This window comes from Streptomyces sp. PCS3-D2 (assembly GCF_000612545.2).
In the GTDB taxonomy this organism is placed as follows: domain Bacteria; phylum Actinomycetota; class Actinomycetes; order Streptomycetales; family Streptomycetaceae; genus Streptomyces.
This window is the reverse complement of record NZ_CP097800.1, coordinates 3,409,574-3,434,384: the sequence shown is the minus strand read 5'-3', so window position 1 is coordinate 3,434,384 and position 24,811 is coordinate 3,409,574. Positions and strand designations below refer to the sequence as shown.

The window sequence follows — 24,811 nt, the reverse complement described above, 5'->3', positions numbered from 1 at the left end:
ACACCACCATGCGTCAGACCAGGACCCTCGCCGCAGCAGCGGCACTGGTCGCCCTCACCGCCCTGACGGGCTGCGGGGACGGCGAGGCGCAGCAGACGGGCTTCGGAGGTAAGAGCCTGCCGAAGGCGAAGGACGTGGCTTCGATGGTGCGTTTCATCAACCAGCACACCGTGTGCAAGGACCTGGAGACGGAAGCGACGGCCGGCGGGTTCGCCAAGAGCGCCACGAAGAAGCTGCCCAATGGAGCCGAGGGCGGAGTGAAGGAGCGGGCGTTCTGTGAGTCCGATCAAGGCGATCCGATGGTCCTGTTGGTCATCTCCGACATGAAGAAGTTCGAGCAGGGACTCAAGGCGAAGAAGGAGGCCGGGGAGCAGGGGCGCGCGCTGGTCGGGGCAGACTTCGCGGTCGTTCCTGAGGATGGCGAAACCGTAACCGCGCTGACGTCCGCCGGAATGCTCATCGTGTCGTGCGACGAGCGATTGAACAGCAAGATCCCGAGCGGGTACTCCAAGCGCGAGGCCAGCGCCAAGGGTTGCATCAGGACGGACTACATCCCCAGGTAGGTCACATCGCCGTCCCACCGTTCGTCCGTCGCGGAACTCCAGAAGGAAGCTGATGCTCGTACGCCGTAGCGCCAAGTCACGTGGAGATCTCTCCGGCCGGCCCTCCCCCCGTCAACGGGTGAAGGCGGTCGGGCGTGTGGTGCGCGTCGGCGCGTTCCTGATGTTCGCGTTGATTGCCCTGACGATGGCCGTGCCCAACTCGGCGAACGCCGTGAGCTTCGCCTGCTCTTTCACGGGCGACGACAACTACCAGATGGACAACCCCGGCAACATCGAGTCGATCATGCCGGCTGTCAAGCAGTGGGAAGACAAGCGCGGCAAGAACCTCAACGACACGACGGGCTTCTACGGCAACCCCGCCGATATGCCGCTGGATGCTCAGAACTACACGATGTACGAGCTCGCCGGCGTGCGCGGGCTGAACTGGTCCATGACCATGCGCGGCGTGGGGGACGCCTCGCAGGAAAACGATGGTTGGTTCAACGGCAGCGACGCCGACGACTGCTCCATCATGAACTACATCAACAACGGCATCGCGGATACGGTCTTCGACCTCACTAAAATGCTGACCCGCACCGCCATTTCCATCAAGGAGTACGCCTCCAATCCCAGCCCGCTCTCCGGCCTGTATACGGGGCGCGACAATGCGGTGGAGACGCTCAAGACGAAGCTCTTCATACCTGCCGTGCCCCTCATGATCACGCTTACGGGCATCTGGGTGTTCGGCAAATGGCGCAAGAACGAGATGCGAGAGGCCTGGGCGGGCGTCGGCTGGGCATCGTTGACCACCATCGCCGTCGTGGTCATGCTCACCGGCGGGAACTACAACAAGTTCATCAACGAGGCGGATTCTGGCATTGCCCAGGCCAACTCTCTGCTCAGCGAGGCAGTTCTGGGCGGCATGGCGGAGACGATGCCGCCGCCCTGTGACCTGCCCGAAGGTGCACGCAACCGGGGTGTGCGGGTCAACAGCTGCGCCATGTACGACACGCTGCTCTTCCGTCCCTGGGCTCTGGGACAGTTCGGCGAGCCCGGCACCAACTGCATCTTCAAGAACGAGGAGGGCGGTGTCCGGGCCGACTGCGTTCCGAAGGGCTCGACCAAGTGCGACTGGGGCGCTGATGGGAGCGCTCGCTGCGCGGACCTCCGGGTGCGCCAGTTGGTGGCTCAGGCCCGCACCAACAAGGAGATCGACCCCAAAGAGCCCATCGACAAGTACAACGACAGCTGGGTTCCCATTCGTTACGAGATGGCGGGCGGCAAGGACGCCAACCACGACAGCGATGACGGGGACAAATTCATCTACCCGGTCTCCTTCGAGGAGTGGGCCGGTCACAACGCTGGTGACCGGCTCGCGATCTCCTTCTATTCGGTTTTCGCCGCACTGATCGTCGGCGTCATGGTGATCGTGCTCAGTGCGCTCACGCTGCTGTGGCACGCCGTGACCCTCATCATGATCATCATGCTTCCGCTGATCGCCACCCTGGGCATCCATCCGTCCCAGCAGAAGCTGCTCAAGGGCTGGCTGGAGACCTTCATCCACAGCTTCGTGCTGCGCGCGGGCTTCGGTGTGATCCTCACGGTCCTGCTGGTGCTCTACCAGATGATCCTGCCTGCCCGGATCTCCCTCGGCATGCAGCTGCTGATTCTCCTGCTCGTCACGATCGCCGTCGTGATGATGCTGAAGAAGCTGCTCTCGGGCAGCTACAGCCCGAAGATCGCAGGCGCGGAGGACGCACTCGGTGCGGGCGACATGGCGAACTCGCTGACCAGCAAGCTAGGCGCTCAGAGCCAGCGCCTCGCAGGCAATGCTGCCGCGGGTGCGGGCCGGGTGGCGGGCCGGGTGACTGGTCGGGCCGCCGGGAACGTCGGCCGGGGCATGGACAAGGCCGTGCTCGGCGGGAAGCTCCAGAAGGGCGGCTGGATCGCTCCGAGCAGCACCAAGCGGAACCAGCGCAAGAGCACACAGATGGCTGCCGCGCTCCAGAAGGAGAACTACGACCAGATGAAGCAGAGGCAGGAGCGGGAGACGGAGGAGCAGACCGCCGCCGAGCCGCAGCCGCGACGCCGCAGCGGCCGGGTCAGCGCCTCCCAAGCGCCCGCGCCGCAGCAGGGGCCGCCTCCCGCGCCCCAGCCGGCTCCCGCTTCGGCTCCCGCCCCCGCGCCCCAGCAGGCCCCGGCGCCGCAGCAGGCGGCCCGACCGGCCGGCCGGGTCAGCATCGTCGACGGTCCAGTGGCCCGGCCGCCGGCGCCGCGCCCGCCGCAGGCACCCACTCCGCCCGCCCAGCCGCAGCAACAGCCCCAGCCGTACCAGCCCCCGCCGCCGCGAGACGGCAGCGGCGGCCGGGTATCCCACTAGGAAGCCCTGAACCATGGCCAGTGTCATCACCGACCACCCGCCGCAGCAGCTCGCCGCCGAGCTGGCAGGGCTGCTGCGCGTGGACTGGCGCGCCGTATGGGCGGGCCTGCCGGAGGACGAGGCCCCGCTCGCCGAGTGGTGCGCGGGTTTCGGCTGGACGCCGCTGTGGCCCCAGGCGGGCCTGTGGGTGCGCACGCCGGGCGGCGGCCGCCTGCACCTGGCCTCCTCCAGTGGCTCCGGCCGGCCTGTGACCCGCGCGTCGTACACGGCCTGGCGGGTCCGGGCGGACGCGCGAGCCGACGACGCGGGCGTCATGGAGGTCGCCCTCGACCGGTACGGGGCGTACCTCGCGCAGCTGACCGCCGCGTTGGGCGCGCCCGGCTGGGCGGGCGCCTGGGACAGTCCCGACTTCCCGGAGCCGCCCGCTCCGGGCCGCTGGGGCGACGCGGCGGACCGGCTGGAGCGCAAGGCTCCGTACCGGCTCGCGCAGTGGCGCTGGGCGAACCCGCTCGCGCCGGTGATCGTCCTCGACCTGTACTGCCGGACGGGCCGGGGGCCGGGGGGTGGGACGATCACTCTCGCCTTCCACGGTCCTGCCGACCCCGATCCGGTCGGTGGACCCGGATGGCTGCTGTGACGTACGAGACGCGAGAGAGAGCAAGCGACGTGGGTACCCCCTTCGAACCGCCGGTGGACCGGACGCCGCAGGAGCTGGCCACGGAGCTGCGCGGGCTGGCGGGCGTGGACTGGGAGACCGTCTGGAACGGCCCTCCGCTGCCGGGCAAGGGCCTGGACATGTGGTGTGCGCAGTTCGGGTGGACGCCGACCCAGTTCGAGTACGTCCTGAACGTGCGGACCGATACCGGCGGTGAGCTGGTGCTGAATGCAACGGGCGGGAGCTGGGCGCCGGTGAGGAGCGTTTCCCACGGGGTCTGGGGTGCCGTGTCGGTCAACGGCCCGGAACACAACGCGGAAGTGCTGGCCGAGGCCGACCGGGCGTGGCCCCTCTACCGCGATGCCGTTTCCTCGGTGCTGAGCGAGCCAGCCTGGGAGGGGGCCTGGGACTCCGACTCCTTCCCGCAGGAGCTTGGTGAATACGCGATTCCCCAGCAGCGGGACCGGATCGAGGACAAGGACCCGTACCACATGGCCTACTGGGCGCTTGCCGGGTCGGCGGAGACGCTGGTCAGTCTGCGCATCACGCCTGGCCTGGGCACGGCCGACGGGTCGAGCATCGGAGTCGTCAACATGGACCTCGACGTGTATCCGCGTCCGGTCCCCGGCCGTGACCCCCGAGCCGGCGGCCGGTCCGACCCTTGACACCCGTCCCCAGGCCGCAGGTATGGACGGTCCGGCATGACCCCTTGCCCCTTGCCGCGACTCCCCGTCGCTCAACCTGCGTCTCCGTGTTGTCCCCGGCCCTTGCGCGCCTGATGCCGGTGAGGCCGGAGCGGGGCGTGGAACGGAAGATGGAACGATCACCCCGGCCTTCCGGGGCCGGCTGAACACGATCCGGTCCACGGCCGGAGCGGTTGGTGTTGCGTGCACACGTGAGAGAGAGACAGGAACATGAGTACCCCCTTCGAACGCCCGGTGGACCGGACGCCGCAGGAGCTGGCCACGGAGCTGCGCGGGCTGGTCGACGTGCACTGGGAGACCGTCTGGAACGGCCCTCCGCTGCCGGGCAAGGGCCTGGACATGTGGTGTGCGCAGTTCGGGTGGACGCCGACCCAGTTCGAGTACGTCCTGAACGTGCGCACCGATACTGGCGGTGAGCTGGTGCTGAATTCAACGGGCGGCGGCTGGGCACCCGTGAAGTCGGTTTCCCACTGGGTATGGGGTGGTTCGGCCGTCGGTGGTCCCTCGGGAAATCCTCGGCTTCTCGCCGAGGCCGATGAGGTCTGGCCTCGCTATCGCGACGCAGCATCGTCGGTTCTGGGTGAGCCGGCCTGGGACGGAGGGTGGGACTCGGCCGACTTTCCCGACGAACTCGGCAAGTACGTCGTGCCGAAGCCGGAAACGCGACTGGCCCAAAAGCGTCCCTACCGCATCGCCTACTGGGAGCTGCCGGCGTCTGAGGGCACGCTCGTCAGCCTGTCCCTCACTCCCGCGATGGGTACCGCCGACGGATCCCGCAGTGGAGTGGTGAACATGAGCCTGCGCGTGTATCCCCGTCCTCTGAAGGTCAACTGACGATGAGCTCGGCACCGATACCGGAGCTGATAACCGAAGGCGCCCTGGCCCTGGCGAACGACCGCCAGGCGAAATCCGAGGAAGCCAGTGCGGACCCGGAATCGGTAGTGGCACGCATCAGTGCCGCTGCTGAGGCGGCGGGACTGAAGGACGAGTTGGACCCCGATGGCAAACTTCGGGCATCCAAGGAGAAGCAATACATTGATCTTCTGGCGGAGGATGCGGCGAAGCTCACCCCGGCCGAGGGGACGAAGCCGATCAGTGCCTTCTGGTCGTTTGGTCTGGAGCATCCGGAGGCGCCGCTGAACGATTGGGACGTCCCCTTCCTGTCCCAGCGGTTCATCGCGGAGGAGTGGGCGGCCCAGCAGAACAAGGCCAACCCGGGTTCCGCCCAGACGCTGGAGACGACGCGGGGAGGCGCAGAGCTGGACGACATGTTCCTCTGGGAACCTGAAGTCATTGAGGCCCTCGGTGGCGCGGAGAGTGGATTCCACCCCGGCTACGCGAAGGAGGTCTGGGGCAAGATCTCCAAGACCTACGCGGGGCTCGCCGAAGGGCGGGTCATCGTGTTCGGGCAGGACGCCAACACCCGGTCCATCCTGCACACCCAGGAGTCCGGCGAGCTGTGCAGGAACGCCGAGGTCGGTCTGCACAACATCCACTTCGCCTACGAGGCCAATCAGAGCTGGCCCGAGGTGACGCGGAACGAGGCCGGGACCAATGAGGTGCGGGCCGTTGCGCAGTTCGACAATCCGACGCTGCCCCGGTACATCGACCCGGAGGGTTTCGCGAAGCTCACCCCGGAGGAGCGGCAGGCGAAGATCGACGGGATCATCGAGGAGGTCGCTCCCGGTCAGGGGCCGGCCGAGGCCGTCGAGGCGCCCGAGCGGCAGGCCTCTCCGAAGGCCCTGCCCACCCCGCTCTGGCAGCTCGGCTTCAAACAACCGACCAAGACTACCCGGGCCGTGACCCCCGTACCGGCTTCCGCAGCCGGACCCAAGGCCGGTCCGACCCTTGACACCCGTCCCCAGGCCGCAGGTATGGACGGTCCGGCATGACCCCTTGCCCCTTGCCGCGACTCCCCGTCGCTCAAGCTGCGCCTCCGTGCTGTCCCCGGCCCTTGCGCGCCTGATGCCGGTGAGGCCGGAGCGGGGCGTGGAACGGAAGATGGAACGATCACCCCGGCCTTCCGGGGCCGGCTGAACACGATCCGGTCGGTGGACCCGGATGGCTGCTGTGACGTACGAGACGCGAGAGAGAGCAAGCGACGTGGGTACCCCTTTCGAACCGCCGGTGGACCGGACGCCGCAGGAGCTGGCCACGGAGCTGCGCGGGCTGGCGGGCGTGGACTGGGAGACCGTCTGGAACGGGCCTCCGCTGCCGGGCAAGGGCCTGGACATGTGGTGTGCGCAGTTCGGGTGGACGCCGACCCAGTTCGAGTACGTCCTGAACGTGCGCACCGATACCGGCGGTGAGCTGGTCCTGAATGCGCGAGGTGGCAGCTGGAGGCCCGTGCACAGTGTCTCCCACTGGGTATGGGGAGAGTCGTCGAAGACGCCGGAGGGGAGTCCCTGGGTTCTGGCCGAAGCCGATCGTGTCTGGCCGCGCTATCGGGACGCGGTGTCATCGGTGCTGGGCCGACCCGCATGGGAAGGCGCCTGGGATTCCGACTTCTTCCCTCACGAGCTCGGCGAGTACGCGATTCCCAAGGCGACGGACCGGATCGAGGAAAAGGATCCTTACCACATGGCCTACTGGGAACTGGACGCCCCGACCGGCGCCCTGGTGAGCCTGAGGATCACACCGGCACTTGGCACTGCCGGCGGCTCCGATCGCGGAGTGGTCAACATGAGCCTTCAGGTCTATCCCCGCCCGATGACGGCCGGTCGCCGGTGAGCACTGAGCCGATACCGGCAGACATCGTGGAGGGCGCGTTGGGTCGGGCGCATGCCCGTGACAAGCGTGCCAAGGAGGAAGCGCTCGATCCGAAGGCCGTAGCGCGCCGTATCAAAGCGTCGGCCAAGGCGGCGAAGATGACTCCGAAAACGTATATCGACAGCCTCGCGGAGGATGCGGCGAAGCTCACCCCGGCCGAGGGGCCGGAGCGGGACGTGGAACGGAAGATGGAACGATCACCTCGGCCTTCCGGGGCCGGCTGAACACGGTCCGGTCCGCGGCCGGAGCGGTTGGTGTTGCGTGCACACGTGAGAGAGACAGGAACATGGGTACCCCCTTCGAACGCCCGGTGGGCCGGACGCCGCAGGAGCTGGCCACGGAGCTGCGCGGGCTGGCGGGCGTGGACTGGGAGACCGTCTGGAACGGGCCTCCGCTGCCGGGCAAAGGCCTGGACATGTGGTGTGCGCAGTTCGGGTGGACGCCGACCCAGTTCGAGTACGTCCTGAACGTGCGCACCGATACCGGCGGTGATTGGGTGCTGGAAGCATTGGGTGGCAGCTGGGCGCCGGTGCAGGAGGTCTCCCACTGGGTTTGGGGAGGGGCGGCGACAACGCCGGAGGGCAACCCCCAACTGCTCGATGAGGCGGAGCGGGTCTGGCCGCTCTACCGGGACGCTGCATCGTCAGTGCTGGGCGAACCCGCCTGGGACGGTGCCTGGGACTCGGACTCCTTCCCTGACGAACTCGGCAAGTACGCCGTTCCCAACCCGGAGGTGCGACGTCGGGAGAAGCGGCCCTACCGCATCGCCTACTGGGAGCTCGCCGCTTCGGCGGGTGTCCTGGCCAGCCTGACGGTCACTCCCGCCCTGGGCACCGCTGACGGGTCCGATGCCGGAGCGGTCAACATGCGTCTGCGCATCTATCCCGGGCTCATGAAGGACGGACGCCGGTGAGTTCGGGAGTGATACCTCCGCTTGTAGAGCGCGGCGCTGTCGCGCGGGCGAAAGCCCAGCACAAGGCATCTCTGGATGCCACACCCGGCATGGAGGGCCCGTGATGTTCCGACCTTTCCGCGACTCCGTGCGCCGCTTCCTGCGGCAGGAGCGCGACGACGCCTGGGCCGTGCGGCTGCTGCGCCGGCTCGTCTTCGGGGTGGCCGGTGTCTACACGCTGTTCGCGCTCGCTTCGACCAGCATGGCCTCGTTCGTCACCGTCAGCGGGCTGGTGGTGCTTGCGGGGCTGCTGTGGCTGATGCGTCGGCGTGGCCAGCTCCTGCTCGCGCTCGCGTCGACCCTGGTGACCGCGGCGCTCGCCGGCTACTTCGGGGCCGCCGGGGAGATCGCGGGCGGGTCGGCGAACGGAGTGCTGGGCGGGCAGGCCGTGTTCGGGTACTGGGCGCTGTCGCTGATGGCCCTGCTGGGTGCCTGGATCCCCCGGATCCATCCGGGTCGGCGCGGGGTGACCGTGGTCCTCGCGGACATGGTGCTCGTCGTGACCTCGGCGGTGGGAACGGTGGTCCCGGCCGCTTCCGTGCCGATGGGATTCGCCGGCCTGGCCCTGGTGCTGGTCGCGCGGGGCGGCGGGCTGGCGGCGCTGAGGCGCCGGACCGGCTCGTGGAGACGCTTCTCGCGACGCCGGGTACCGGCTGTCGACACGGACGGTTAGTTAGGCTGATGGACCATCACTGTCCTTATGTTTTATGCACATCGGCGCTTTCGAGACAATTTTGCGAACGATGTTCGGCCTGTTCTATAGTCCCCCCGAGTCATGATCGTCTCGGGGGAGAGTCTTCATGGTCACGACAGTACGTACGGCGTCGCCCACCGGTGTGCAGGCGGCGAGTGCTTCCGTCCTCCTGCCCTGCCAAAGACGGCCGGACATCTTCGGGCAGCCGTTGCTCATCAACCCACCCGTCGGCAGGGCCGCCGGGCCTCCGCTCCAGACGCGCAGGCTCCAGGCCCTCACCCATGCCGCACGTCAGCTCTGCTCCTCCTGCCCGCTCTGGGCGGAGTGCCTGCGGGACGCGGTCGTCCAGTCCGATCCCGGAGGGTACGCGGCCGCCACCACCCGGCAGGACCGGCGCTGGATCAGACGCAGGATCGGCATCGGCGACGCGCAGGGGCGGCTCTCGCCCCGAGGCGAGGGCGGCGGACGGGCCGCGGACGTGGAGGACGTCCTGGTCCTCCAGGGGTTCCACGCGCTCCAGGAGCATCGGGCGAACCGGCCGGCCCTCTCGGCGGCGGGCCCGGTCGCGGCGGTGGTCCCCACGGGCGCCGCGGTGAACGGCAAGGCACACCGGTCCACGGCACGCACTGAGCCGCGGACCGGTCAACAGCAGGTCAACACATACGAGGTATCGATGGCGGCCCCGGCAGGCGAACGGATCGGCTTCTCGCTCGACGATCCGGCCCGCGCCATACAGAAGGCCGTCCTCGGCCCCGTACTCCGCTCCGTGCTGCCCACGCTCGAGGTCACCGGGCTGGTCGCGGCGATGCTGGTGCGCATGCCCACCGCGGGCATCGGACCGGAGATGTGCGCGGCGCTCGGGGAGGCCCGCCGGTGCCTGGAGGAGTGGCGGGCGGCCTCGGGCGACGACCTCACCAGCCTCCCGGAGTCGAACGGCCTCACCGGATCGGTGAGCGTGGAACTCGCGGCCAGCGATCCGCTCTCCGCGCTGCGCCAGGACATCTTCGAGCCCCTGCTGCACCGGCTTGCCGAATCGATTCGCCGGATCGAGGTCCTCACGGCGGTGTTGAGCACCCCGTCGGATCCGGGCGACCTGGGGGCCGACACCCCGTACGGGCCGGAACTGTCCGCAGTCCACGCCTCCCTGGGCGTCCTCGGCACGCACATCGAGCGGTACGCGGCCGGGACGCCGCGCAGCGCGTACGCCGACCGGTTCCGGGCGGTGGGCGGCCCGTACGACCCGCGGCTGCGCTCCGTTCCGGACCCGGTCCCCGGCGCGGGGCTCCCCTACACCCCGCTTCCGGCGCTCAGCCTGCGGCGGGCCGTGGAGGATGCCGTGACCTCCTTCCCCGGGGCGTTCACCGCCCGGGACGTGCTCCTGGCGCTGCCCCGCGGCGCGTACCGGGACGCGGCGAAGTCGGTCAGCAACGCCCTGTCCGCCCTGGCCAGGTCGGGTCGTCTGCTGCGTGTCTCCCGCGGCACCTACGCCGTGGCCTCCCCTTCCGGCGGCGCCTTCGCCGCGAGCTCCTGAAAGGCTCCCGCCCCATGCAGCCCACGTACTCGGTCGCCGAGGTCCGCGTCTTCTCGCACAGCGCCGGTCTGGTCGACGGCGTTCCCGTCACGGCCCCGCCGTACGTCGACATCCAGGAGGTCGTCATCTCGATCCTCCAGCAGCGGGCCCAGCAGACGGGCGGGCCGGCCGCGGCGACCATCAGCGACGACCGGTACGGCGGCGCCATCCGCATCCTGGTCCACCCGGACGGCACCACCGAATCCGCCGACTGACGGCCCATCATGCAGGGCCGCGAGCGGACCCCGGGCCGAGGATCCGGGGTCCGCTCGCGCCCGGCCGTGCGGGCCGGGGTCAGACGTCGCGGCTGGTGAACATCCGCCGGGCCAGCAGGGCCAGTGCCGCGCACCAGGCCACCAGCACCAGGAGGCCGTACGGGGCGTCCAGGGCGCTCGGGAGGGTGAGCCGGTCACCGAGCACGGCCGGCTGCGCGCCGTCCGGGAGGAAGCGGCCCACCTTCGGGAACTGGCTCAGCACCATCAGCTGGCCGAGGGTGCCCCACACCACCAGGCCGATCACCGCGATCAGCTGGTTGCGCACGACGAAACCGATCGCGGCGCCCCACGGGCCGGCCAGGGTGCAGACGCCGACGACGGCGCCCTCGCCCGGATCGAGGAAGTCCGGCAGATGGAGACCGAGGACGATGTGGACCTGACGCCTGCGACGCCCACCGGGCCGCCGCCGGAAGTGGTCGTGGAGGAGCTGGAGTTCGCCTATCAGGGCCGTACGCCTACCCTGAAGGGGACCAGTTTCACCGCGCCCGCGGGCGCGGTCACCGCGATCGTCGGTTCCTCCGGATCGGGAAAGACCACGGTGTTCTCTCTGGTCCAGCGCTTCTACGAGAGCGACGCGGGCAGCATCCGTCTCGACGGGACGGACATCCGTTCCCTGAGCCGGGCCGACCTGCGCCGCCGCATCGCCTACGTGGAGCAGGACTCCCCGATGCTCGCCGGGACCCTGCGCGAGAACCTCCTGTACTCGGCCCCCGACGCGAGCGACGAGGACATCGCCGAGGTGCTCCGCAAGACCCTGCTCGACGCGTTCGTCGCGGGGCTCCCGGACGGGCTCGACACCGAGGTGGGCACCCGCGGCCTCGCCCTCTCCGGCGGTGAGCGCCGGCGCCTCGCCATCGCCCGGGCGCTGCTGCGCAAGCCGCAGGTGCTGCTGCTGGACGAGGTCACGGCCCATCTGGACGGGCTCAGCGAGATCGCCCTGCGCAGGACGGTCGAGCAGGCCGCAGAGAACTGCACGGTCCTGCTGATCGCGCACCGGCTGTCCACGGTGACCACCGCCGACCGGCTGGTCCTCTTCGACGACGGCCGGGTCGGCGACCACGGCCCGCACGAGGAGCTGCTGGAGCGCAACGACACCTACCGCGAACTGGCCGCGACCCAGTTGGCCTCCGCCCGCTGAAACGTTTCCGGTGGCCGGGCGCGCGCCCCGCGCCCGGCCGTCGGTCCCGCCGCGACGAACCTCCTGCCCCACCCGCACCGAAGGACCTGACCATGAACGATGCAGACCGGAACCCGCCCCCCATCGAGGACACCCGCTTCGGCGGGATCACCGTCCACCAGGACGGTCAGCTCCGCCTGGAGGTCGACGGCCAGGGGATCCCTTCCGTGGTCCTGGAGCGGGACCCGGCCTCGGAGGCGGACGCGCAGATCGCGATCGGCACCCGCGACGCTGCCTTCCTCACCCTGCGGATCGACGGCCGGGAGGCGAAGCTGAAGCCGGCCAAGGCCGGCCTGGGCAGGCGGTCGTACCGGGTGGACGTGGAGTTCGAGGGGGTGCGCTACCGGCTCGTCCCGGACTCCATCCCGAGCAGCAGGCTGATCCGCGACGGCGCGCACATCGGTGACTTCTCCTCCGACGGCGACGAGCTGGTCCTCGCGGAGTGGCGGGAGGACGAGGAGGTCCGGCCGCTGGACGCGTCGGTCGGCTACGCGCTGGCCTCGGCCTTCGGCACCGGCGGCCAGCCCATGTGGATGATGATCGTGGACGGTGTGAGCAGCGCGCTGCCGTAGCGGCGACCGGGTTCACGCAGGAAGGGCCGGTCCCCCCACCGAGGGGGACCGGCCCTTCTTTCCCGGGCGGTGTGTCCGGGCGCCGGTCAGGCGGCGCTGCGCTGGGTGGTCTCCAGCTGCCTGATGTCGTCGGCGTGCAGATGGGTGACGATCGCCGCCTCGAACCGTGACTTCAGCCGGTGCTTGCGGACGATGCTCGCGGTGTGGGCGCGGATCGTGCGTTCGGCGATACCGAGGTGCCGTGCGAGGCGGCGGTTCTGCTCCCCGGAGGCGAGCAGGAGGAGCGCTTCCACCTCGCGGCTGGTGAGGCAGGAGAAATCCAGTGGTCGATTTTCGGCCAATGACTTCAAAGCGGCTTCCCTCGTTGAATGTTGGTGATTCATATCATTTCCTACCGCTTTGCCGGAGTTCATTTTTCACCTGCGCGTTACCCTGCTGTCCTCTATGTCGGACTGCCCGGCTTCCGGCCAGTCGCCCGGCAGTGATCGATCGCACGGCCGACCGGGGCAAAGTGCACGGCGCCAGCCTGCTCATGCTCGGACTGACCGCCACGGAAGAGCGCATATACCGCCACTGCCTGCGGAATCCGGGAACACTGGGCGAGGACCTCCACGTCCTCCTCCACGTACCGCGGGACAAAGTCGAAACGGCCCAGGAGAGGCTGTTCCGGCTCGGACTGCTCCAGGGCGACCGGACGGCCGTCCTGGCCGCCGACCCGAAGACTGCCGTGGGCCGGCTCACCGACCTGCGGCTGCGGGTCCTGCACGAACAGCTCCCACAGGTCACCCAGGCACGCCACCTGGTGGCCGACCCGAAGGCCGAGCAGGGGCCGGCTCCTTCCGCCGCATCGGCGGGAGCGATTGCGGGGTGCGGGAGCCGCTACGGGAAGGTTGCCGCCCACGGGAAAGGGCCCGACCGCGCCCTTCGCCCTGCCCGCCCCGCCCGATCCCGGGCAGCTCATGGCGGGAGGAGTGAACTCCCGTCGTAGCGTTGGCCCTTCGCGGTGAGGTCCACCGCGTCCGAGAGCCAGGGAGACGCGCATGAACGGTCGGTCGACACACGAGGGTCCGCACTCCGCGGTGGCGGTTCGCGCCGCGGGCGAGGCGGACGTCGAGACGGCGGCGGAGCTCTTCCGCGGCTACCTCGACTTCTACGAGGTGGACGTCAAGGACCCCGACGCCCCGCGGGCCTTCCTGGCCGAGCGCATCGCCAAGGAGGAGTCCCTGGTACTGCTCGCCGACGTCCCCGGGCACGGGACCGTCGGCTTCGCGCAGGTCTACCGCGCCTTCTCCTCCCTGTCGCTGACCACCGCCTGGATCCTCAACGACCTCTACGTGGCCCCCTCCGGCCGCCGCACCGGGGCCGGCCGGGCGCTGCTGCGCGAGGTGCTGGGCCGGGCCCGCGCGGCCGGGGTGGCGGGCGTCCAGTTGGAGACCGCCTACGACAACACGATCGCGCAGGAGCTCTACGAGGCGGAGGGCTTCGTGCGCGAGCAGTTCCACGTGTACTTCCACGACCTGGGCCGAGCGGACTCCGCCCAGGGGTGAAACGTTCCCGGGGGTCCGGCGCGTCAGTGGAGTGGGACGGATGCGAGGGGGAGCGGATGCGACAGGGGCGCAGGGACGGGTTCCGGGAATTCGCGGCGGGCCGGTCGGAGCACCTGTACCGGTCGGCATGTCTGCTGGCGGGCGGGGACACCCGTCTCGCGGAGGATCTGGTGCAGGAGACCCTGGGCCGGATGTACCTGCACTGGCGCCGGATCTCCCGGATCGACAATCCGGCGGCGTACGCGCAGACGGTGCTGGTGCGGGCCTATCTGACGCACCGGCGCCGCCGGCCGGCGGGGGAGCGCCCGGCGGCGGAGCGCCCGGCGGGGGAGTCCGGCGACCCGGGAGCGGTCATGGTCGGCGGGGGAGATCCGTTGTCGCGGATGCCCCTGCTGCGGGCGCTGGAGCGGCTGGCGCCCAAGGACCGGGCGGTGCTGGTGCTCCGGTACTGGGAGGACCGCAGCGTCGAGGAGACCGCCGATGCGATGAGCACCGGCTCGGCGGCCGTCCGTACTCGGACCTCGCGGGCGCTGGCCCGGCTGCGGGAGCAGCTGGGCGAGGGCCCGGCCGGCTTCGCGGAGCCCTGAGGGCGCCGGCGCCCTGCGCTCCCGCACCGCCCCTCCCCACCCGCGCAACGGAAGGCCCGATGCCCCATGTCGTTCGAAGATGATCTCGGTACGGCCCTCCGGCAGGCGGGGGCCGGTTTCACGGCCGACGGGCACGCGTTGGCGGACGCCGGTGAGGCACGTGGCCGGCGCCTGGTGGCGCGCCGCCGGGCCGCCGTCGCCGGAGGAGCCGTGCTGGCCCTGGCCCTGACCCTGATCGCGACGGCGGGCGCATCCGTCGGCGGGCTCCTCGGCGGCGGGGGCGGCGCCGACCCGGGCCACGCCGTGGCACGGCCGATGCCGGAGGGCGGTTCGGGCGGGTCCGGTGGCGCGCCGGACGGCTGGGCGGGGAAGCCGCGGACCGGCAGCGGCGCGGTCGGCGCCGAACGGATGATGGCCGACCTGGAGGAGGCGCTGTCGGGCGGGGGCGGGGCGCTGACCGCCACGGTGGCGCGCGGCACGGACAGCGAGGGCGGAGCGGCGGTCTCCGGCGTGTACGACGACGGGAAGGGCAAGGCGGCCGTGGCCCTCAGCCTCTCCCGGGTGGACCCCGGGGGCAGCCACGCCGACCAGCTCACCCGGTGCGGGGACAGGAGCATCCAGGGATACGACGACTGCCGGACCGAGCGGCTGCCGGACGGCTCGAAGCTGTTGGTCCACAAGGGGTACGAGTACGCGGACCGCCGGGTGGACACCAAGTGCTGGCGGGCCGTCCTCGTGACCCCGGCCGGCTTCCTGGTCGAGGTCTCCGAGTGGAACGCCCCGGCGCAGAAGGGGGCGGCCGTTTCGCGGCCCGCCCCGCCCCTGGACAGCGCCCGACTGAAGGCCCTGGTCACCTCACCGGTCTGGCACCCGGCGCTGAACGACCTGCCGGCCGCCGAACCGGAGCGGGGCGGGACGGGAGCCGGGTCGGGCACGGGCTGAAACCGCGGGGCCCGACGAGAAGGGCGGCAGCGCGGTCCGGTGGCCGAGGGCCGGGTCGGGCCGGGGTGTCACTTGGCGTCGGCGTAGCACTCCACGACCGCCGTCGTGAACGGGAACCGGACCGGGGTGTCGCCGAAGCAGATCCGGGCGGCCCGGTCGCCGGCGGCGCGGATCGCCTCCACCACGGCCCCGGCCTCCTCGGCCGGGCAGTGCAGGATCACCTCGTCGTGCTGGAAGAAGACCAGCTCCGCGCGCATCCCGGCGGTCGCCTGCCGCAGGGCCGCGAGCAGCAGCAGGGCCCAATCGGCGGCGCTGCCCTGGACGACGAAGTTCCGGGTGAACCGGCCGCGGGCCCGGGCATGGGGGGAGGCGTGGCCCGGGGGTCGGGCGTCCTCCCGGTCCGGTCGGGCGCCGGCCTCGCCCACCAGCTCGCCCTCCCCCGGGTCGACGCCCCCGTCCCCGGCCTCGTCGCCCTCGCCGGAGCCGGCGGGCGGGGGGCAGGTGCGGCCGAGCCAGGTGCGCACGAGCCGGCCCTCCTCGCCGGCCTTCGCCGCGTCGTCCACGTATGCGACGGCCTGCGGGAAGCGGCGGCGGAGCGCGGCCAGGTTCTTCAGGCCGTCCCCGGAGGTCTGCCCGTAGACGGCCCCGAGGACGGCCAGTTTGGCCTTCTCGCGGTCGCCGGAGAAGCCCTGGCGGGAGACGGCGGTGTAGAGGTCCTCGGGTCGCCCGGCGACCTCCATGAAGGCGGGGTCGCGGGAGATCGCGGCGAGCACGCGCGGTTCCATCTGGTCGGCGTCGGCGACGACGAGCCGCCAGCCCGGATCGGCGACGACGGCCTTGCGGATCACCTTCGGGATCTGCAGGGCCCCGCCGCCGTTGGTGACCCAGCGGCCGGTGAGCGTGCCGCCGGGGACGAACTCCGGTCGGAAGCGGCCCTGGTGGACCCAGTCGCCGAGCCAGGACCAGCCGTGGGCGGTGTAGATCCGGTACAGCTTCTTGTACGCGATCAGCGGTTCCACCGCGGGGTGGTCCAGCTCCTGGATCTCCCAGCGGCGGGTGGACTTCAGCTTGATCCCGTCCTTGGCGAAGGCCCGGACGACCTCGGCGGGCAGGTCGGGGCGCACGCGCCGGCCGAAGGCCGCCGAGACGCGGTCGGCCAGCTCGGCGAGGCGGCGGGGCTCACCGCCGCCCGCGTACCGTTCGCCGAGCAGCTCGGTCAGCAGGGCCCGGTGCACGTCGGCCCGCCAGGGCAGACCGGCGCGGTTCATCTCGGCGGCGACGAGGAACGCGGCGGACTCGGCGGCGACGAGCAACCGCATCCGGTCGGGCCGGGCGGTCGCGTCGAGCCGTTTCACCTGGTCGGCGTGGACGGCGAGCAGGGCGTCCAGGGAGACTGCGGCGGGCTGCGGGTCGAAGAGGGAGTCCTGGGCGCGGGGGGCGGCGGCGCGCTGCGGCGGATCGGGTGGCACGGGGGCGTTGTTCAGCCGGGCCCAGGCGGCGGCGGCCGAGCGGGGCTCGCCGGAGCGGCCCTCGTGGCCCAGCAGCAGCAGCTCGGCGTCCTCGATGTCGTGGCACCGCTCGACGCGGACACCGGCCGCGAGCAGCCGGGGGTAGACCGCGGCGGTGGACCGCCAGACCCAGCGGGTGCCGGGCGGGGCGGAGCGGACCGCGTCGGCGGGGTCGCGGACGCGGAGCGGGTTCGCTGCCGTCGGACGCGCGCTCGCCGGGGTCGCCTCCGCGGGGTGCACGGGCGCGGCGTGCCACCACCCGTCGCCGTCCTCGGCGAGGGCCCACCGGGGAGTGCGGTCGCTCATGGGTGCGAGTGTCCCACCGGGGGCCGACAGCGGCCGCGCGCCGGGCCCCGGCCGCGTGGCACCCTGCCGCGGGCCCCGGCCGCGCGGCACCGTGCCGCGGGCCCCGGCCGCCACCGGGAACGGGACGCGAAGCGGGACATGCCAAGCTGAGAGGCGTGACAGAACGTGCCGAGACCGTCGACCGCGCCTTCGCCGCGGCCCTCCACGCCCTGGACGACGCCGGGCTGGACACCGGGGCCTCGCTGCTGGTCGCCGATTCCGGACGCTGGCCCGGCGTGGGGCGCGAGCTGCTCGCGCGCGGGGAGGCGTACGTACGGCAGGGGTGGGAGCGGGGCTGGCGGCCGGCCGACGTGCTGCGGCTGGTCCGCCGGGACCTCGGCGAGCGGCACCTGCGGATCGCCGGGGACCTGATCGCCGCCGAGGCGCGCCGCTACGCCCGCCTCCCGGCCCGCTGGGACGCCGGCGAGGTGTGGTGGACGGACGACGACGCGTACGCCGAGGCGCTCGCCGGGCGCGAACGCGCCGACCGGTTCACCCTGGCCACCGCATTCCTGGAGGTGCTGCGGCTGCTGGTCCGGCTGCCCTCGATCGAGCCGATCGGTCCGCTGCCCGGAGACCCGGTCGACGCCCTCGCGGAGCACGCCCACATCGAGCCGCGCATGCTGGGCCGGATCCGGGCCCTGCTCGCCAAGGCCGAGGCGACCACCTATCCGCAGGAGGCCGAGGCGCTCAGCGCCAAGGCCCAGGAGCTGATGGCCCGGCACACCGTGGACGAGGCGCTGCTCGCGGCGAGCGGCAGAGGGCCCGCGCAGGTGCCCGCGGCCTGCCGGATCGGTGTCGAGCCGCCGTACGAGGAGGCCAAGGCGGTACTCCTCGACGCGGTGGCCACCGCCAACCGCTGCCGGGCGGTGTGGAACAGCGGCTTCGAGTTCTCCACGGTGGTCGGTTTCGAGAGCGACCTGGAGGCGGTGGAGCTGCTCTACACCTCGCTCCTGGTGCAGGGAACGGCCGCGATGACCCGTGCGGAGGCCGCGCAGCGGTCGGGCGGACGCAAGCGGACCAAGACTTTCCGGCAGTCCTTCCTGCTGGCCTACGCCAGTCGGCTCGGCCACCGGCTCGCCGAGACGGCCGAGCACGCGGCGGCGGAGGCCCCGGACCACCTGCCGGCCCTGGTGGCCCGCGACGTGGCGGTCACCTCCCGGGCCGAGGAGATGTTCCCCCGGACCACCACCACCCGGCTGCGCGGCGCCACCGACCACGCGGGCTGGGAGGACGGCACCGCGGCCGCCGACCGGGCCCACATGGGCGGCCGCCGCCGCCCCCTGCCGTAGGGGCTCGGCTACGGGGTCTCGTCCGTGCGCAGGGCCCGGGCCTCCGACTTCAGGATGCGCATCGACCGCCCCAGTGAGCGGGCCATGTCGGGCAGCTTCTTGGAACCGAACACCAGCAGCAGGACCACCAGGACGATGAGCAGGTGCCAGGGCTGGACGGCGTTGCGGAGCAAAGTGTTCCCCTCTCGGACGGTCCGGCTTCTCTTCGGGATCCCTCGCGCGCCCGGCCCATGGAACAGGCAGGACGGCGCTCCGGACAAATCTGAAGAGATCCTGAAAGCCGCCCCTTTCCGGCGTCATGGGCCGGTTCCGGGGGGTGGGGGTACTCCGGCCGCTCCGGCCCGGCGATCGGGCGGACCTGTCTGTGATCATCGGAACACCCCGCGTGCACGTGCATCTGCGCATGCAGCAGCTGGTGAACACAGCTATGATCCGGTGGAGTTGACATCTGCACTATCGGGGGCTTCCTGTGGACCACGCGTACAACGGGATGGCAGCTGCAGAACTCGCTTCCTTGTTTGAGCTGACGTGGCAGAAGAGCAGACACAGCAACTCGCAGGGTTCCTGCGTGGAGTTCGCGAAGCTGCCGGGAGGCGACGTCGCCATGCGCAATTCGCGCTTCCCGGACGGTCCGGCGCTCGTCTACACGCCGGCCGAGATAGAAGCCCTGCTCCTGGGCGTCAAGGACGGCGAGTTCGATCATCTGATCGGCTGACGGAACGGCGCACTCATCAAGCCATGCACGTGCACTGGCCGGGACCGATCGCAGTGATCGGTCCCGGCCAGTCGTCTTGAAGCAGGCCGTCCGGCGGCCGGCCCGGCCGGCTCAGTCGTGGAGCAGGAACAGTGCCCAGACCACCTTGCCGGTCAGCCGCCCCGCCAGCGGGTGCCAGCCCCAGCTGTCGCTGTACGAGTCCACCAGGAACAGTCCGCGCCCGGACTCCAGGTCGACGTTCTCCTCGGTCCGCTCCGGCGAGAACGCCCCGCCGGGCCGGTCCTCGCTGGGGTCGCGCACCGCGCACACCAGCCGGGTGCTCCACCGCATCAGGTGCAGCCGCACCGGCGGCCCCGGCTCGGCGTCCGGCCCCCGCGACTCCTCGGGCAGGGCATGGCGCAGGGCGTTGGTGACGAGCTCGGAGACGACCAGGGCCACGTCGTCGAAGCGGTCGTCGAGGCCCCACTGGGACAGCGTCGAGCGGGTGAAAGTGCGGGCGCCGCGCACCGCGTCGAACCGCGCGGGCAGAGCGCATGAGGCGGACCCGGAGACAGCCGTGGGGTCGACCGGGGGAAGCCCCTGCCGTAACGGCTCGAGCATGGTCGATCCATTCGTCCCCATGCGAGGCACTCCCGGGATTCGCGGACGAAGCGGTGGCTTGTGTCCAAAGAGAACTGCGGGGTGGGTCCCGCGCCGGCGCGAAGAGCACGCAGGTGCGCGGGGACCATCGTTCCGAATGCCCGGGCCGGATGCAAGGGCAGATGCACGTGCACGCGCCGGACCTGTCCACTCACGTGACGGTTCTTGCTCATTTCTTCCTACGCATACTTACGGACTTCTTTTCCCGAAGACGGGATTCCGTTACAGAACGAGTACGGCCCGATGCGTTTTGGTGGCAGACTTGCGGCCTCTGGGGAGCGGGGGCCCCGGGCACGCGCACGCCACGCGCACACCAATGCGATGGGGAGGGCAGTACGAGTGACCGCAGAAGCAAGCGGTTCTGTGGTGCGCCGCATCCTCCTGGGCTCCCAGCTCAGGCGACTCCGAGAATCCCGCGGCATCACCCGTGAGGCGGCCGGCTACTCGATCCGCGCATCCGAATCGAAGATCAGCCGCTTGGAGTTGGGAAGGGTGAGCTTCAAGGCGCGGGACGTCGAGGACCTCCTCACGCTCTACGGAGTAACGGACAGCACCGAGCGCGAGTCCCTGCTGGGTCTGGTGCGCGAGGCGAACGCGACCGGCTGGTGGCACAGTTACGGCGACGTGCTGCCGGGCTGGTTCCAGACCTACATCGGTCTGGAGGGTGCCGCGTCGCTCATCCGGATCTACGAGGTGCAGTTCGTCCACGGCCTGCTCCAGACGGAGGCCTACGCCCACGCCGTCGTCAGTCGCGGCATGCCCGGCGCCACCGCCGCCGAGATCGACCGCCGCGTCGCGCTGCGCCTGGAGCGGCAGAAGGTGCTCGTCTCCGAGAACGCACCCGTCTTCCACGCCGTGCTCGACGAGGCCGCGCTGCGCCGCCCGTACGGCGACCGCAACGTCATGCGCGGTCAGCTGGAGCACCTCATCGAGGTCTCGGAGCGGCCCAACGTGCAGCTCCAGGTGATGCCCTTCTCCTTCGGCGGGCACGCGGGCGAGAGCGGAGCCTTCACCCTGCTCCGCTTCCCCGAGTCCGACCTCCAGGACATCGTCTATCTGGAACAGCTCACCAGTGCCCTCTACCTGGACAAGGGCGAGGAAGTGGGGCAGTACGAACGGGCCATGGAGCGCCTCCAGGCCGACTGCCCCGATCCCGACCGGACCAGGGATCTTCTTCGCGGCCTACTCCAACTGTCTTGATCCGCACGTAGTATGACGTCTGATCAGTGCATGATGACCGATCGGTCTCCGGTGCAGCGCACGGGTGCGCGCTCGCAGTAAGGGATGGCATGTCCATATTCAGCGACCTCGCTCACCAGTACATCGACGGCGAATGGCTGGCCGGCAACGGTTCGTGGGACATCATCGACGTCAACCCGTACAACGGTGAGAAGCTCGCGGCCATCACCGTGGCCACCGTCGAGCAGGTGGACCGGGCGTACCGCGGCGCCGAGCGCGCCCAGCGGGAGTGGGCCACGACCAGCCCGTACATCAGACGCGCGGTTCTGGAGCGCGCCCTGCGGATCACCGAGGAGCGCGAGAAGGAGATCGTCGAGGCGATGATCGACGAACTCGGCGGGACCCGTCCCAAGGCCGAGTACGAGGTCCACCTCGCGATGGAGTTCATCCGCGAGTCGCTCCAGCTGGCCGTCCGCCCCGAGGGCCGGATCCTGCCCTCGCCCGTGGAGGGCAAGGAGAACCGGGTCCAGCGGCTGCCCGTCGGCGTCGTGACCGTGATCAGCCCCTTCAACTTCCCCTTCCTGGTCACCCTGAAGTCGGTGGCGCCGGCCCTGGCCCTCGGCAACGCGGTCGTGGTCAAGCCGAACCAGAACGCCCCCGTCGTGGGCGGCGGCGTGATCGCCAAGATCTTCGAGGACGCGGGGCTTCCGGCCGGCCTGCTGAACGTGCTGGTCACCGACATCGCCGAGATAGGCGACGCGCTCCTGACGCACCCCGTCCCCAAGGTGATCTCCTTCGCCGGGTCGGACCGGGTCGGCCGGCACGTCGGCGCGATCGCCGCCCGCCACTTCAAGCGCACGGTCCTGGAGCTCAGCGGCAACAGTGCGCTCGTCGTCCTCGATGACGCCGACCTCGACTACGCGGTGGACGCGGCCGTCTTCAGCCGTTTCGTCTACCAGGGCCAGGTCTGCATGGCCGCCAACCGGATCCTGGTCGACGCGTCCGTCGCCGAGGAGTTCACGGAGAAGTTCACCGCCCGGGTGCGCGGCCTGAGGACGGGCGACCCGCGCGAGGCCGACACCCACATCGGCCCGCTGATCAACTCCTTCCAGGCCGACGCCCTGACCGCACTCGTGGACCAGGCCGTGGAATCCGGCGCGCAGGCACTCGTACGGGGGTCTACGCGCGGCAACCTGGTCGAGCCCACGGTGCTCGCCGGGATCCCCGAGGACTCCCCGCTCCTGGGCCAGGAGATCTTCGGCCCGGTGGCGCTGCTGGTGGTCTTCGACGGCGAGGACGAGGCGGTGCGGCTGGCCAACGCGACCCCGTACGGGCTCAGCGGCGCCGTGCACACCCGGGACGTGGAGCGGGGCGTCCGCTTCGCCCAGCGCATCGAGACGGGGATGATCCACGTCAACGACTCCACGATCGGGGACGAACCGCTGGCCGCGTTCGGCGGCGAGAAGGCCTCGGGCCTGGGCAGGCTCAACGGCGAGGCCACGGTCGAGGCGTTCACCACCCAGAAGTGGATCTCCGTTCAGCATGGGCGGACCGCCTTCCCGTTCTGATCGAGGGTCCGCGCACCCCTAGACTCGACCGGGCGTAGGCAGCCGCCCGGGGGAGATCGAGTTGAGCAACATACCGGAGACCGGCCGGACCCCTCGGGTCCAGAACCGGCTCGTCGTCATCCAGGTCGTGGTCTTCTCCCTCCTGCTCACACTGGGCGGACGGCTCTGGTACCTCCAGATCCGCAACGGCTCCGAGTACACCGACGAGGCCAAGAACAACCACGTCCAGCAGGTGGTCCAGCCGGCCGTGCGCGGCTCCATCCTGGATGCGCGCGGGGTACCGCTCGCCGACAACGCGACCCACCTCGTGGTCTCCGCCAGCCGCACCGAGCTGCTGACCATGAAGGACAAGGGCAAGTCCGTGCTGACCCGGCTCGCCGGGGTCCTCGGCATGGACCCCCAGGAAGTCATCGACAAGGTGCGGCTCTGCGACTCCAAGACCAGGCAGCCCTGCTGGAACGGCTCCCCCTACCAGCCGATCCCGGTCAGCGACGAGGCGACCACGGAGCAGGCCCTGCAGATCCGTGAGCACCCCGAGGACTTCCCGGGCATCACCGCCGAGGCGACCGCGCTGCGCCGCTACGCGGCCCCGGACCAGGCCAACACCGCTCAGGTGCTCGGGTACCTCTCCCCGGTCACCGACGAAGAGATCACCAAGGCGAAGAAGACCGACTCGCCGTACCTGCGCTCCGACCAGGTGGGCCGCTCCGGTCTGGAGCGCACGTACGACAAGGAACTGCGCGGGAAGTCCGGCATCACCCGCTACGAGGTGGACAACCTCGGGCGCGTGATCGGGCAGGGCCGGACGGACCCGGCGCAGCCCGGTTCGAACGTCGTGACCTCGATCGACTCCCGGGTGCAGGCCGTCGCCGAGCGCGAGCTGAACAACGCCATGATCGAAGCGCGCAAGGTGCACGACAGGAACACCGGGCGCAACTACGAGGCCGACTCGGGCGCGGTCGTGGTGATGGAGGCCAAGACGGGCCGGATCGTGGCGATGGCCTCGAACCCGACCTACGACCCGAACGCCTGGGTGGGTGGCATCTCGGCGAAGGACTACGCCTCCCTCACCGACAAGAAGTCCAACTACCCGCTGCTGAACCGGGCGATCCAGGGGCAGGCGGCGCCGGGCTCCATCTTCAAGGTGGTCACCTCCACCGCCGCGGTCAACGCCGGCTACCCCTTCAACAACCGCTACCCCTGCCCCAGCTCGTACTCGGTGGGCAGCCAGACCTTCACGAACTTCGAGTCGCAGGGCCACGGCGACATCACCATCGGCCGGGCCCTGGAGGTCTCCTGCGACACGGTCTACTACCTGCTCGCCGACCAGGAGTGGAAGAAGGACGGGGGCATCAAGCCGAAGAAGGACCCGAACGACTGGTTCTTCAAGACGGCCCATGCGTTCGGTCTGGGCAAGCGCACCGGCGTCGACCTGCCCAACGAGGTGCCCGGCCGGATCCCCGACCGCGCGTGGAAGCAGGACTTCTTCGACGCCAACAAGGACGCCTGGTGCCGGGACGGCAAGAAGAACGGCAGCTTCGCCGAGCGGATCGCCTACGAGAACTGCCGCCAGGGCAACCAGCTGCGCGAGGGCGACGCGATCAACTACTCGATCGGTCAGGGCGACACCCTCGTCACCCCGCTGCAGATGGCGTCGGTCTACGCGGCCATCGCCAACGGCGGCACCCTGCACCGGCCGAGCGTCGGCAAGGCGATCGTCAGCGCCGACGGGACGTCGGTGGAGGAGATCGCCCCCAAGGAGGCCGGCAGGCTCCCGATGGACGCCAGGACGCGCGATGACATCGACCGGGCCCTCGCCGGGGTGGCGACCAATGGCAGCGCCGCCTGGCGCTTCGGCGGCTGGCCGCAGAAGCAGATCCCGATGCACGCCAAGACCGGTACGGCCGAGGTCCAGGGCAAGCAGACCACCTCGTGGTTCGCCTCGTACACCGAGGACTACGCGATCGTCATGACCATCTCCCAGGGCGGCACCGGCTCCGGTGCCTCCGGTCCGGCCGTCCGCAAGATCTACGAGGCGATGTACGGGCTCGACCCGACCGGCAGGCAGGACCTCACCAAGGCGCTGCTGCCGAAGCCGGCCACGGAGCTGCCCGCGATCCGCCCGGACCACGAGGACGCCCCCGACGGAGCCGCCAACTAGGACAGGAACCGACCGCATCCCTGCGTAGCGTGGGGGTG

General features: G+C 70.7%; 27 protein-coding genes and 1 pseudogene. 23 read left to right on the top strand and 5 right to left on the bottom strand.

The features are described from left to right. Positions 1 to 8 precede the first annotated feature (8 nt). The 12 genes from AW27_RS14840 (at position 9) to AW27_RS14785 (ending at position 10,481) form a co-directional block, all read left to right on the top strand. The gene (locus tag AW27_RS14840) at positions 9 to 563 is read left to right on the top strand and encodes a hypothetical protein (protein WP_052030415.1); all 555 of its coding nucleotides are present in this window, start codon (positions 9 to 11) and stop codon (positions 561 to 563) included. A gap of 136 nt (positions 564 to 699) precedes the next feature. Next, positions 700 to 2,922: a hypothetical protein gene (locus tag AW27_RS14835; RefSeq protein WP_201773404.1), complete on the top strand. Its 2,223-nt coding sequence runs from the start codon at positions 700 to 702 to the stop codon at positions 2,920 to 2,922. A 13-nt stretch (positions 2,923 to 2,935) separates the two neighbouring features. After that, positions 2,936 to 3,559: a hypothetical protein gene (locus AW27_RS14830; protein WP_052030419.1), complete on the top strand. Its 624-nt coding sequence runs from the start codon at positions 2,936 to 2,938 to the stop codon at positions 3,557 to 3,559. A 29-nt stretch (positions 3,560 to 3,588) separates the two neighbouring features. Further along, entirely contained in the window at positions 3,589 to 4,242 is a 654-nt protein-coding gene (locus AW27_RS14825; RefSeq protein ID WP_052030421.1) for a hypothetical protein, read from the top strand. Positions 4,243 to 4,491: 249 nt separating this feature from the next. Beyond that, entirely contained in the window at positions 4,492 to 5,115 is a 624-nt protein-coding gene (locus tag AW27_RS14820) for a hypothetical protein (protein ID WP_052030423.1), read from the top strand. A 2-nt stretch (positions 5,116 to 5,117) separates the two neighbouring features. Further along, on the top strand, positions 5,118 to 6,173 hold the full coding sequence (locus AW27_RS14815; RefSeq protein ID WP_037921085.1) for a hypothetical protein: 1,056 nt from the start codon (positions 5,118 to 5,120) through the stop codon (positions 6,171 to 6,173). Between the two features lie 178 nt (positions 6,174 to 6,351). Then, positions 6,352 to 7,011 (top strand): hypothetical protein, encoded by a 660-nt coding sequence (locus tag AW27_RS14810; protein ID WP_236647623.1) that lies wholly within the window; start codon positions 6,352 to 6,354, stop codon positions 7,009 to 7,011. Next, positions 7,008 to 7,274: a hypothetical protein gene (locus AW27_RS14805; protein ID WP_157840228.1), complete on the top strand. Its 267-nt coding sequence runs from the start codon at positions 7,008 to 7,010 to the stop codon at positions 7,272 to 7,274. Before AW27_RS14810 ends, AW27_RS14805 begins: the two co-directional genes overlap by 4 nt. A gap of 62 nt (positions 7,275 to 7,336) precedes the next feature. After that, the gene (locus tag AW27_RS14800; protein WP_052030427.1) at positions 7,337 to 7,963 is read left to right on the top strand and encodes a hypothetical protein; all 627 of its coding nucleotides are present in this window, start codon (positions 7,337 to 7,339) and stop codon (positions 7,961 to 7,963) included. A gap of 103 nt (positions 7,964 to 8,066) precedes the next feature. Beyond that, a complete protein-coding gene (locus tag AW27_RS14795; RefSeq protein ID WP_052030428.1) occupies positions 8,067 to 8,675 on the top strand; it encodes a hypothetical protein in 609 nt (202 codons plus the stop codon). A gap of 127 nt (positions 8,676 to 8,802) precedes the next feature. Beyond that, entirely contained in the window at positions 8,803 to 10,227 is a 1,425-nt protein-coding gene (locus AW27_RS14790) for a WhiB family transcriptional regulator (protein WP_078556367.1), read from the top strand. 14 nt (positions 10,228 to 10,241) lie between these two features. Further along, positions 10,242 to 10,481, top strand: coding sequence for a hypothetical protein (locus AW27_RS14785; protein ID WP_052030430.1), 240 nt, complete (start codon positions 10,242 to 10,244; stop codon positions 10,479 to 10,481). A gap of 79 nt (positions 10,482 to 10,560) precedes the next feature. Here AW27_RS14785 and AW27_RS14780 read toward each other — a convergent pair whose 3' ends face one another. Next, entirely contained in the window at positions 10,561 to 10,806 is a 246-nt protein-coding gene (locus tag AW27_RS14780) for a hypothetical protein (RefSeq protein WP_052030433.1), read from the bottom strand. 87 nt (positions 10,807 to 10,893) lie between these two features. Here AW27_RS14780 and AW27_RS14775 point away from each other — a divergent pair, with 87 nt between their 5' ends. Both AW27_RS14775 and AW27_RS14770 read left to right on the top strand, forming a co-directional pair. After that, positions 10,894 to 11,679 carry an ABC transporter ATP-binding protein gene (locus AW27_RS14775; protein WP_236647624.1) on the top strand — a complete coding sequence of 262 codons (786 nt, stop codon included), beginning with the start codon at positions 10,894 to 10,896 and terminating at the stop codon, positions 11,677 to 11,679. A gap of 92 nt (positions 11,680 to 11,771) precedes the next feature. Then, on the top strand, positions 11,772 to 12,290 hold the full coding sequence (locus AW27_RS14770; protein WP_037921090.1) for a hypothetical protein: 519 nt from the start codon (positions 11,772 to 11,774) through the stop codon (positions 12,288 to 12,290). Between the two features lie 86 nt (positions 12,291 to 12,376). On the opposite strand, the gene AW27_RS14765 is transcribed toward AW27_RS14770, so the two are convergent. Continuing rightward, positions 12,377 to 12,631: a LuxR C-terminal-related transcriptional regulator gene (locus AW27_RS14765; RefSeq protein ID WP_037921092.1), complete on the bottom strand. Its 255-nt coding sequence runs from the start codon at positions 12,629 to 12,631 to the stop codon at positions 12,377 to 12,379. A 140-nt stretch (positions 12,632 to 12,771) separates the two neighbouring features. Between AW27_RS14765 and AW27_RS14760 the strand changes: the two genes are divergently transcribed. The 4 genes from AW27_RS14760 (at position 12,772) to AW27_RS14745 (ending at position 15,366) form a co-directional block, all read left to right on the top strand. After that, entirely contained in the window at positions 12,772 to 13,278 is a 507-nt protein-coding gene (locus tag AW27_RS14760) for a hypothetical protein (protein ID WP_157840229.1), read from the top strand. A gap of 52 nt (positions 13,279 to 13,330) precedes the next feature. Next, the gene (locus tag AW27_RS14755; RefSeq protein WP_052030437.1) at positions 13,331 to 13,837 is read left to right on the top strand and encodes a GNAT family N-acetyltransferase; all 507 of its coding nucleotides are present in this window, start codon (positions 13,331 to 13,333) and stop codon (positions 13,835 to 13,837) included. A 56-nt stretch (positions 13,838 to 13,893) separates the two neighbouring features. Continuing rightward, positions 13,894 to 14,424 carry a SigE family RNA polymerase sigma factor gene (locus AW27_RS14750; RefSeq protein ID WP_037921101.1) on the top strand — a complete coding sequence of 177 codons (531 nt, stop codon included), beginning with the start codon at positions 13,894 to 13,896 and terminating at the stop codon, positions 14,422 to 14,424. A 66-nt stretch (positions 14,425 to 14,490) separates the two neighbouring features. Next, positions 14,491 to 15,366 carry a hypothetical protein gene (locus tag AW27_RS14745; protein WP_052030439.1) on the top strand — a complete coding sequence of 292 codons (876 nt, stop codon included), beginning with the start codon at positions 14,491 to 14,493 and terminating at the stop codon, positions 15,364 to 15,366. Between the two features lie 68 nt (positions 15,367 to 15,434). Here AW27_RS14745 and AW27_RS14740 read toward each other — a convergent pair whose 3' ends face one another. Beyond that, the gene (locus tag AW27_RS14740; protein WP_037921104.1) at positions 15,435 to 17,180 is read right to left on the bottom strand and encodes a bifunctional 3'-5' exonuclease/DNA polymerase; all 1,746 of its coding nucleotides are present in this window, start codon (positions 17,178 to 17,180) and stop codon (positions 15,435 to 15,437) included. A gap of 155 nt (positions 17,181 to 17,335) precedes the next feature. On the opposite strand from AW27_RS14740, the gene AW27_RS14735 reads away from it, so the two are divergent. Next, entirely contained in the window at positions 17,336 to 18,511 is a 1,176-nt protein-coding gene (locus AW27_RS14735) for a DUF2786 domain-containing protein (protein ID WP_037921106.1), read from the top strand. 8 nt (positions 18,512 to 18,519) lie between these two features. Here AW27_RS14735 and tatA read toward each other — a convergent pair whose 3' ends face one another. Then, positions 18,520 to 18,684, bottom strand: a complete 165-nt coding sequence (gene tatA, locus AW27_RS14730; protein WP_037921107.1) for a Sec-independent protein translocase subunit TatA — start codon at positions 18,682 to 18,684, stop codon at positions 18,520 to 18,522. Positions 18,685 to 18,980: 296 nt separating this feature from the next. Between tatA and AW27_RS14725 the strand changes: the two genes are divergently transcribed. Then, positions 18,981 to 19,226: a DUF397 domain-containing protein gene (locus AW27_RS14725; RefSeq protein WP_030656519.1), complete on the top strand. Its 246-nt coding sequence runs from the start codon at positions 18,981 to 18,983 to the stop codon at positions 19,224 to 19,226. A gap of 111 nt (positions 19,227 to 19,337) precedes the next feature. On the opposite strand, the gene AW27_RS14720 is transcribed toward AW27_RS14725, so the two are convergent. Continuing rightward, positions 19,338 to 19,826: an ATP-binding protein gene (locus AW27_RS14720; protein ID WP_037921108.1), complete on the bottom strand. Its 489-nt coding sequence runs from the start codon at positions 19,824 to 19,826 to the stop codon at positions 19,338 to 19,340. 360 nt (positions 19,827 to 20,186) lie between these two features. On the opposite strand from AW27_RS14720, the gene AW27_RS14715 reads away from it, so the two are divergent. The 3 genes and pseudogenes from AW27_RS14715 to mrdA form a co-directional block, all read left to right on the top strand. Further along, a complete protein-coding gene (locus AW27_RS14715; RefSeq protein WP_052030441.1) occupies positions 20,187 to 21,065 on the top strand; it encodes a helix-turn-helix domain-containing protein in 879 nt (292 codons plus the stop codon). 89 nt (positions 21,066 to 21,154) lie between these two features. Next, positions 21,155 to 22,612: an aldehyde dehydrogenase family protein gene (locus tag AW27_RS14710; RefSeq protein WP_037921110.1), complete on the top strand. Its 1,458-nt coding sequence runs from the start codon at positions 21,155 to 21,157 to the stop codon at positions 22,610 to 22,612. A 61-nt stretch (positions 22,613 to 22,673) separates the two neighbouring features. Beyond that, a pseudogene (gene mrdA / locus AW27_RS14705) lies at positions 22,674 to 24,755 on the top strand (penicillin-binding protein 2); the annotation flags it as partial. Positions 24,756 to 24,811: the final 56 nt, after the last annotated feature.

Bases quoted from the DNA above. Each gene is read 5' to 3' on its own strand.
- AW27_RS14840 (WP_052030415.1), top strand. From the start codon at position 9: ATGCGTCAGACCAGGACCCTCGCCGCAGCAGCGGCACTGGTCGCCCTC.
- AW27_RS14830 (WP_052030419.1), top strand. From the start codon at position 2,936: ATGGCCAGTGTCATCACCGACCACCCGCCGCAGCAGCTCGCCGCCGAG.
- AW27_RS14820 (WP_052030423.1), top strand. From the start codon at position 4,492: ATGAGTACCCCCTTCGAACGCCCGGTGGACCGGACGCCGCAGGAGCTG.
- AW27_RS14815 (WP_037921085.1), top strand. From the start codon at position 5,118: ATGAGCTCGGCACCGATACCGGAGCTGATAACCGAAGGCGCCCTGGCC.
- AW27_RS14800 (WP_052030427.1), top strand. From the start codon at position 7,337: ATGGGTACCCCCTTCGAACGCCCGGTGGGCCGGACGCCGCAGGAGCTG.
- AW27_RS14795 (WP_052030428.1), top strand. From the start codon at position 8,067: ATGTTCCGACCTTTCCGCGACTCCGTGCGCCGCTTCCTGCGGCAGGAG.
- AW27_RS14790 (WP_078556367.1), top strand. From the start codon at position 8,803: ATGGTCACGACAGTACGTACGGCGTCGCCCACCGGTGTGCAGGCGGCG.
- AW27_RS14785 (WP_052030430.1), top strand. From the start codon at position 10,242: ATGCAGCCCACGTACTCGGTCGCCGAGGTCCGCGTCTTCTCGCACAGC.
- AW27_RS14775 (WP_236647624.1), top strand. From the start codon at position 10,894: ATGGAGACCGAGGACGATGTGGACCTGACGCCTGCGACGCCCACCGGG.
- AW27_RS14770 (WP_037921090.1), top strand. From the start codon at position 11,772: ATGAACGATGCAGACCGGAACCCGCCCCCCATCGAGGACACCCGCTTC.
- AW27_RS14755 (WP_052030437.1), top strand. From the start codon at position 13,331: ATGAACGGTCGGTCGACACACGAGGGTCCGCACTCCGCGGTGGCGGTT.
- AW27_RS14750 (WP_037921101.1), top strand. From the start codon at position 13,894: ATGCGACAGGGGCGCAGGGACGGGTTCCGGGAATTCGCGGCGGGCCGG.
- AW27_RS14745 (WP_052030439.1), top strand. From the start codon at position 14,491: ATGTCGTTCGAAGATGATCTCGGTACGGCCCTCCGGCAGGCGGGGGCC.
- AW27_RS14740 (WP_037921104.1), bottom strand. From the start codon at position 17,180: ATGAGCGACCGCACTCCCCGGTGGGCCCTCGCCGAGGACGGCGACGGG.
- AW27_RS14720 (WP_037921108.1), bottom strand. From the start codon at position 19,826: ATGCTCGAGCCGTTACGGCAGGGGCTTCCCCCGGTCGACCCCACGGCT.
- AW27_RS14715 (WP_052030441.1), top strand. From the start codon at position 20,187: ATGGGGAGGGCAGTACGAGTGACCGCAGAAGCAAGCGGTTCTGTGGTG.
- AW27_RS14710 (WP_037921110.1), top strand. From the start codon at position 21,155: ATGTCCATATTCAGCGACCTCGCTCACCAGTACATCGACGGCGAATGG.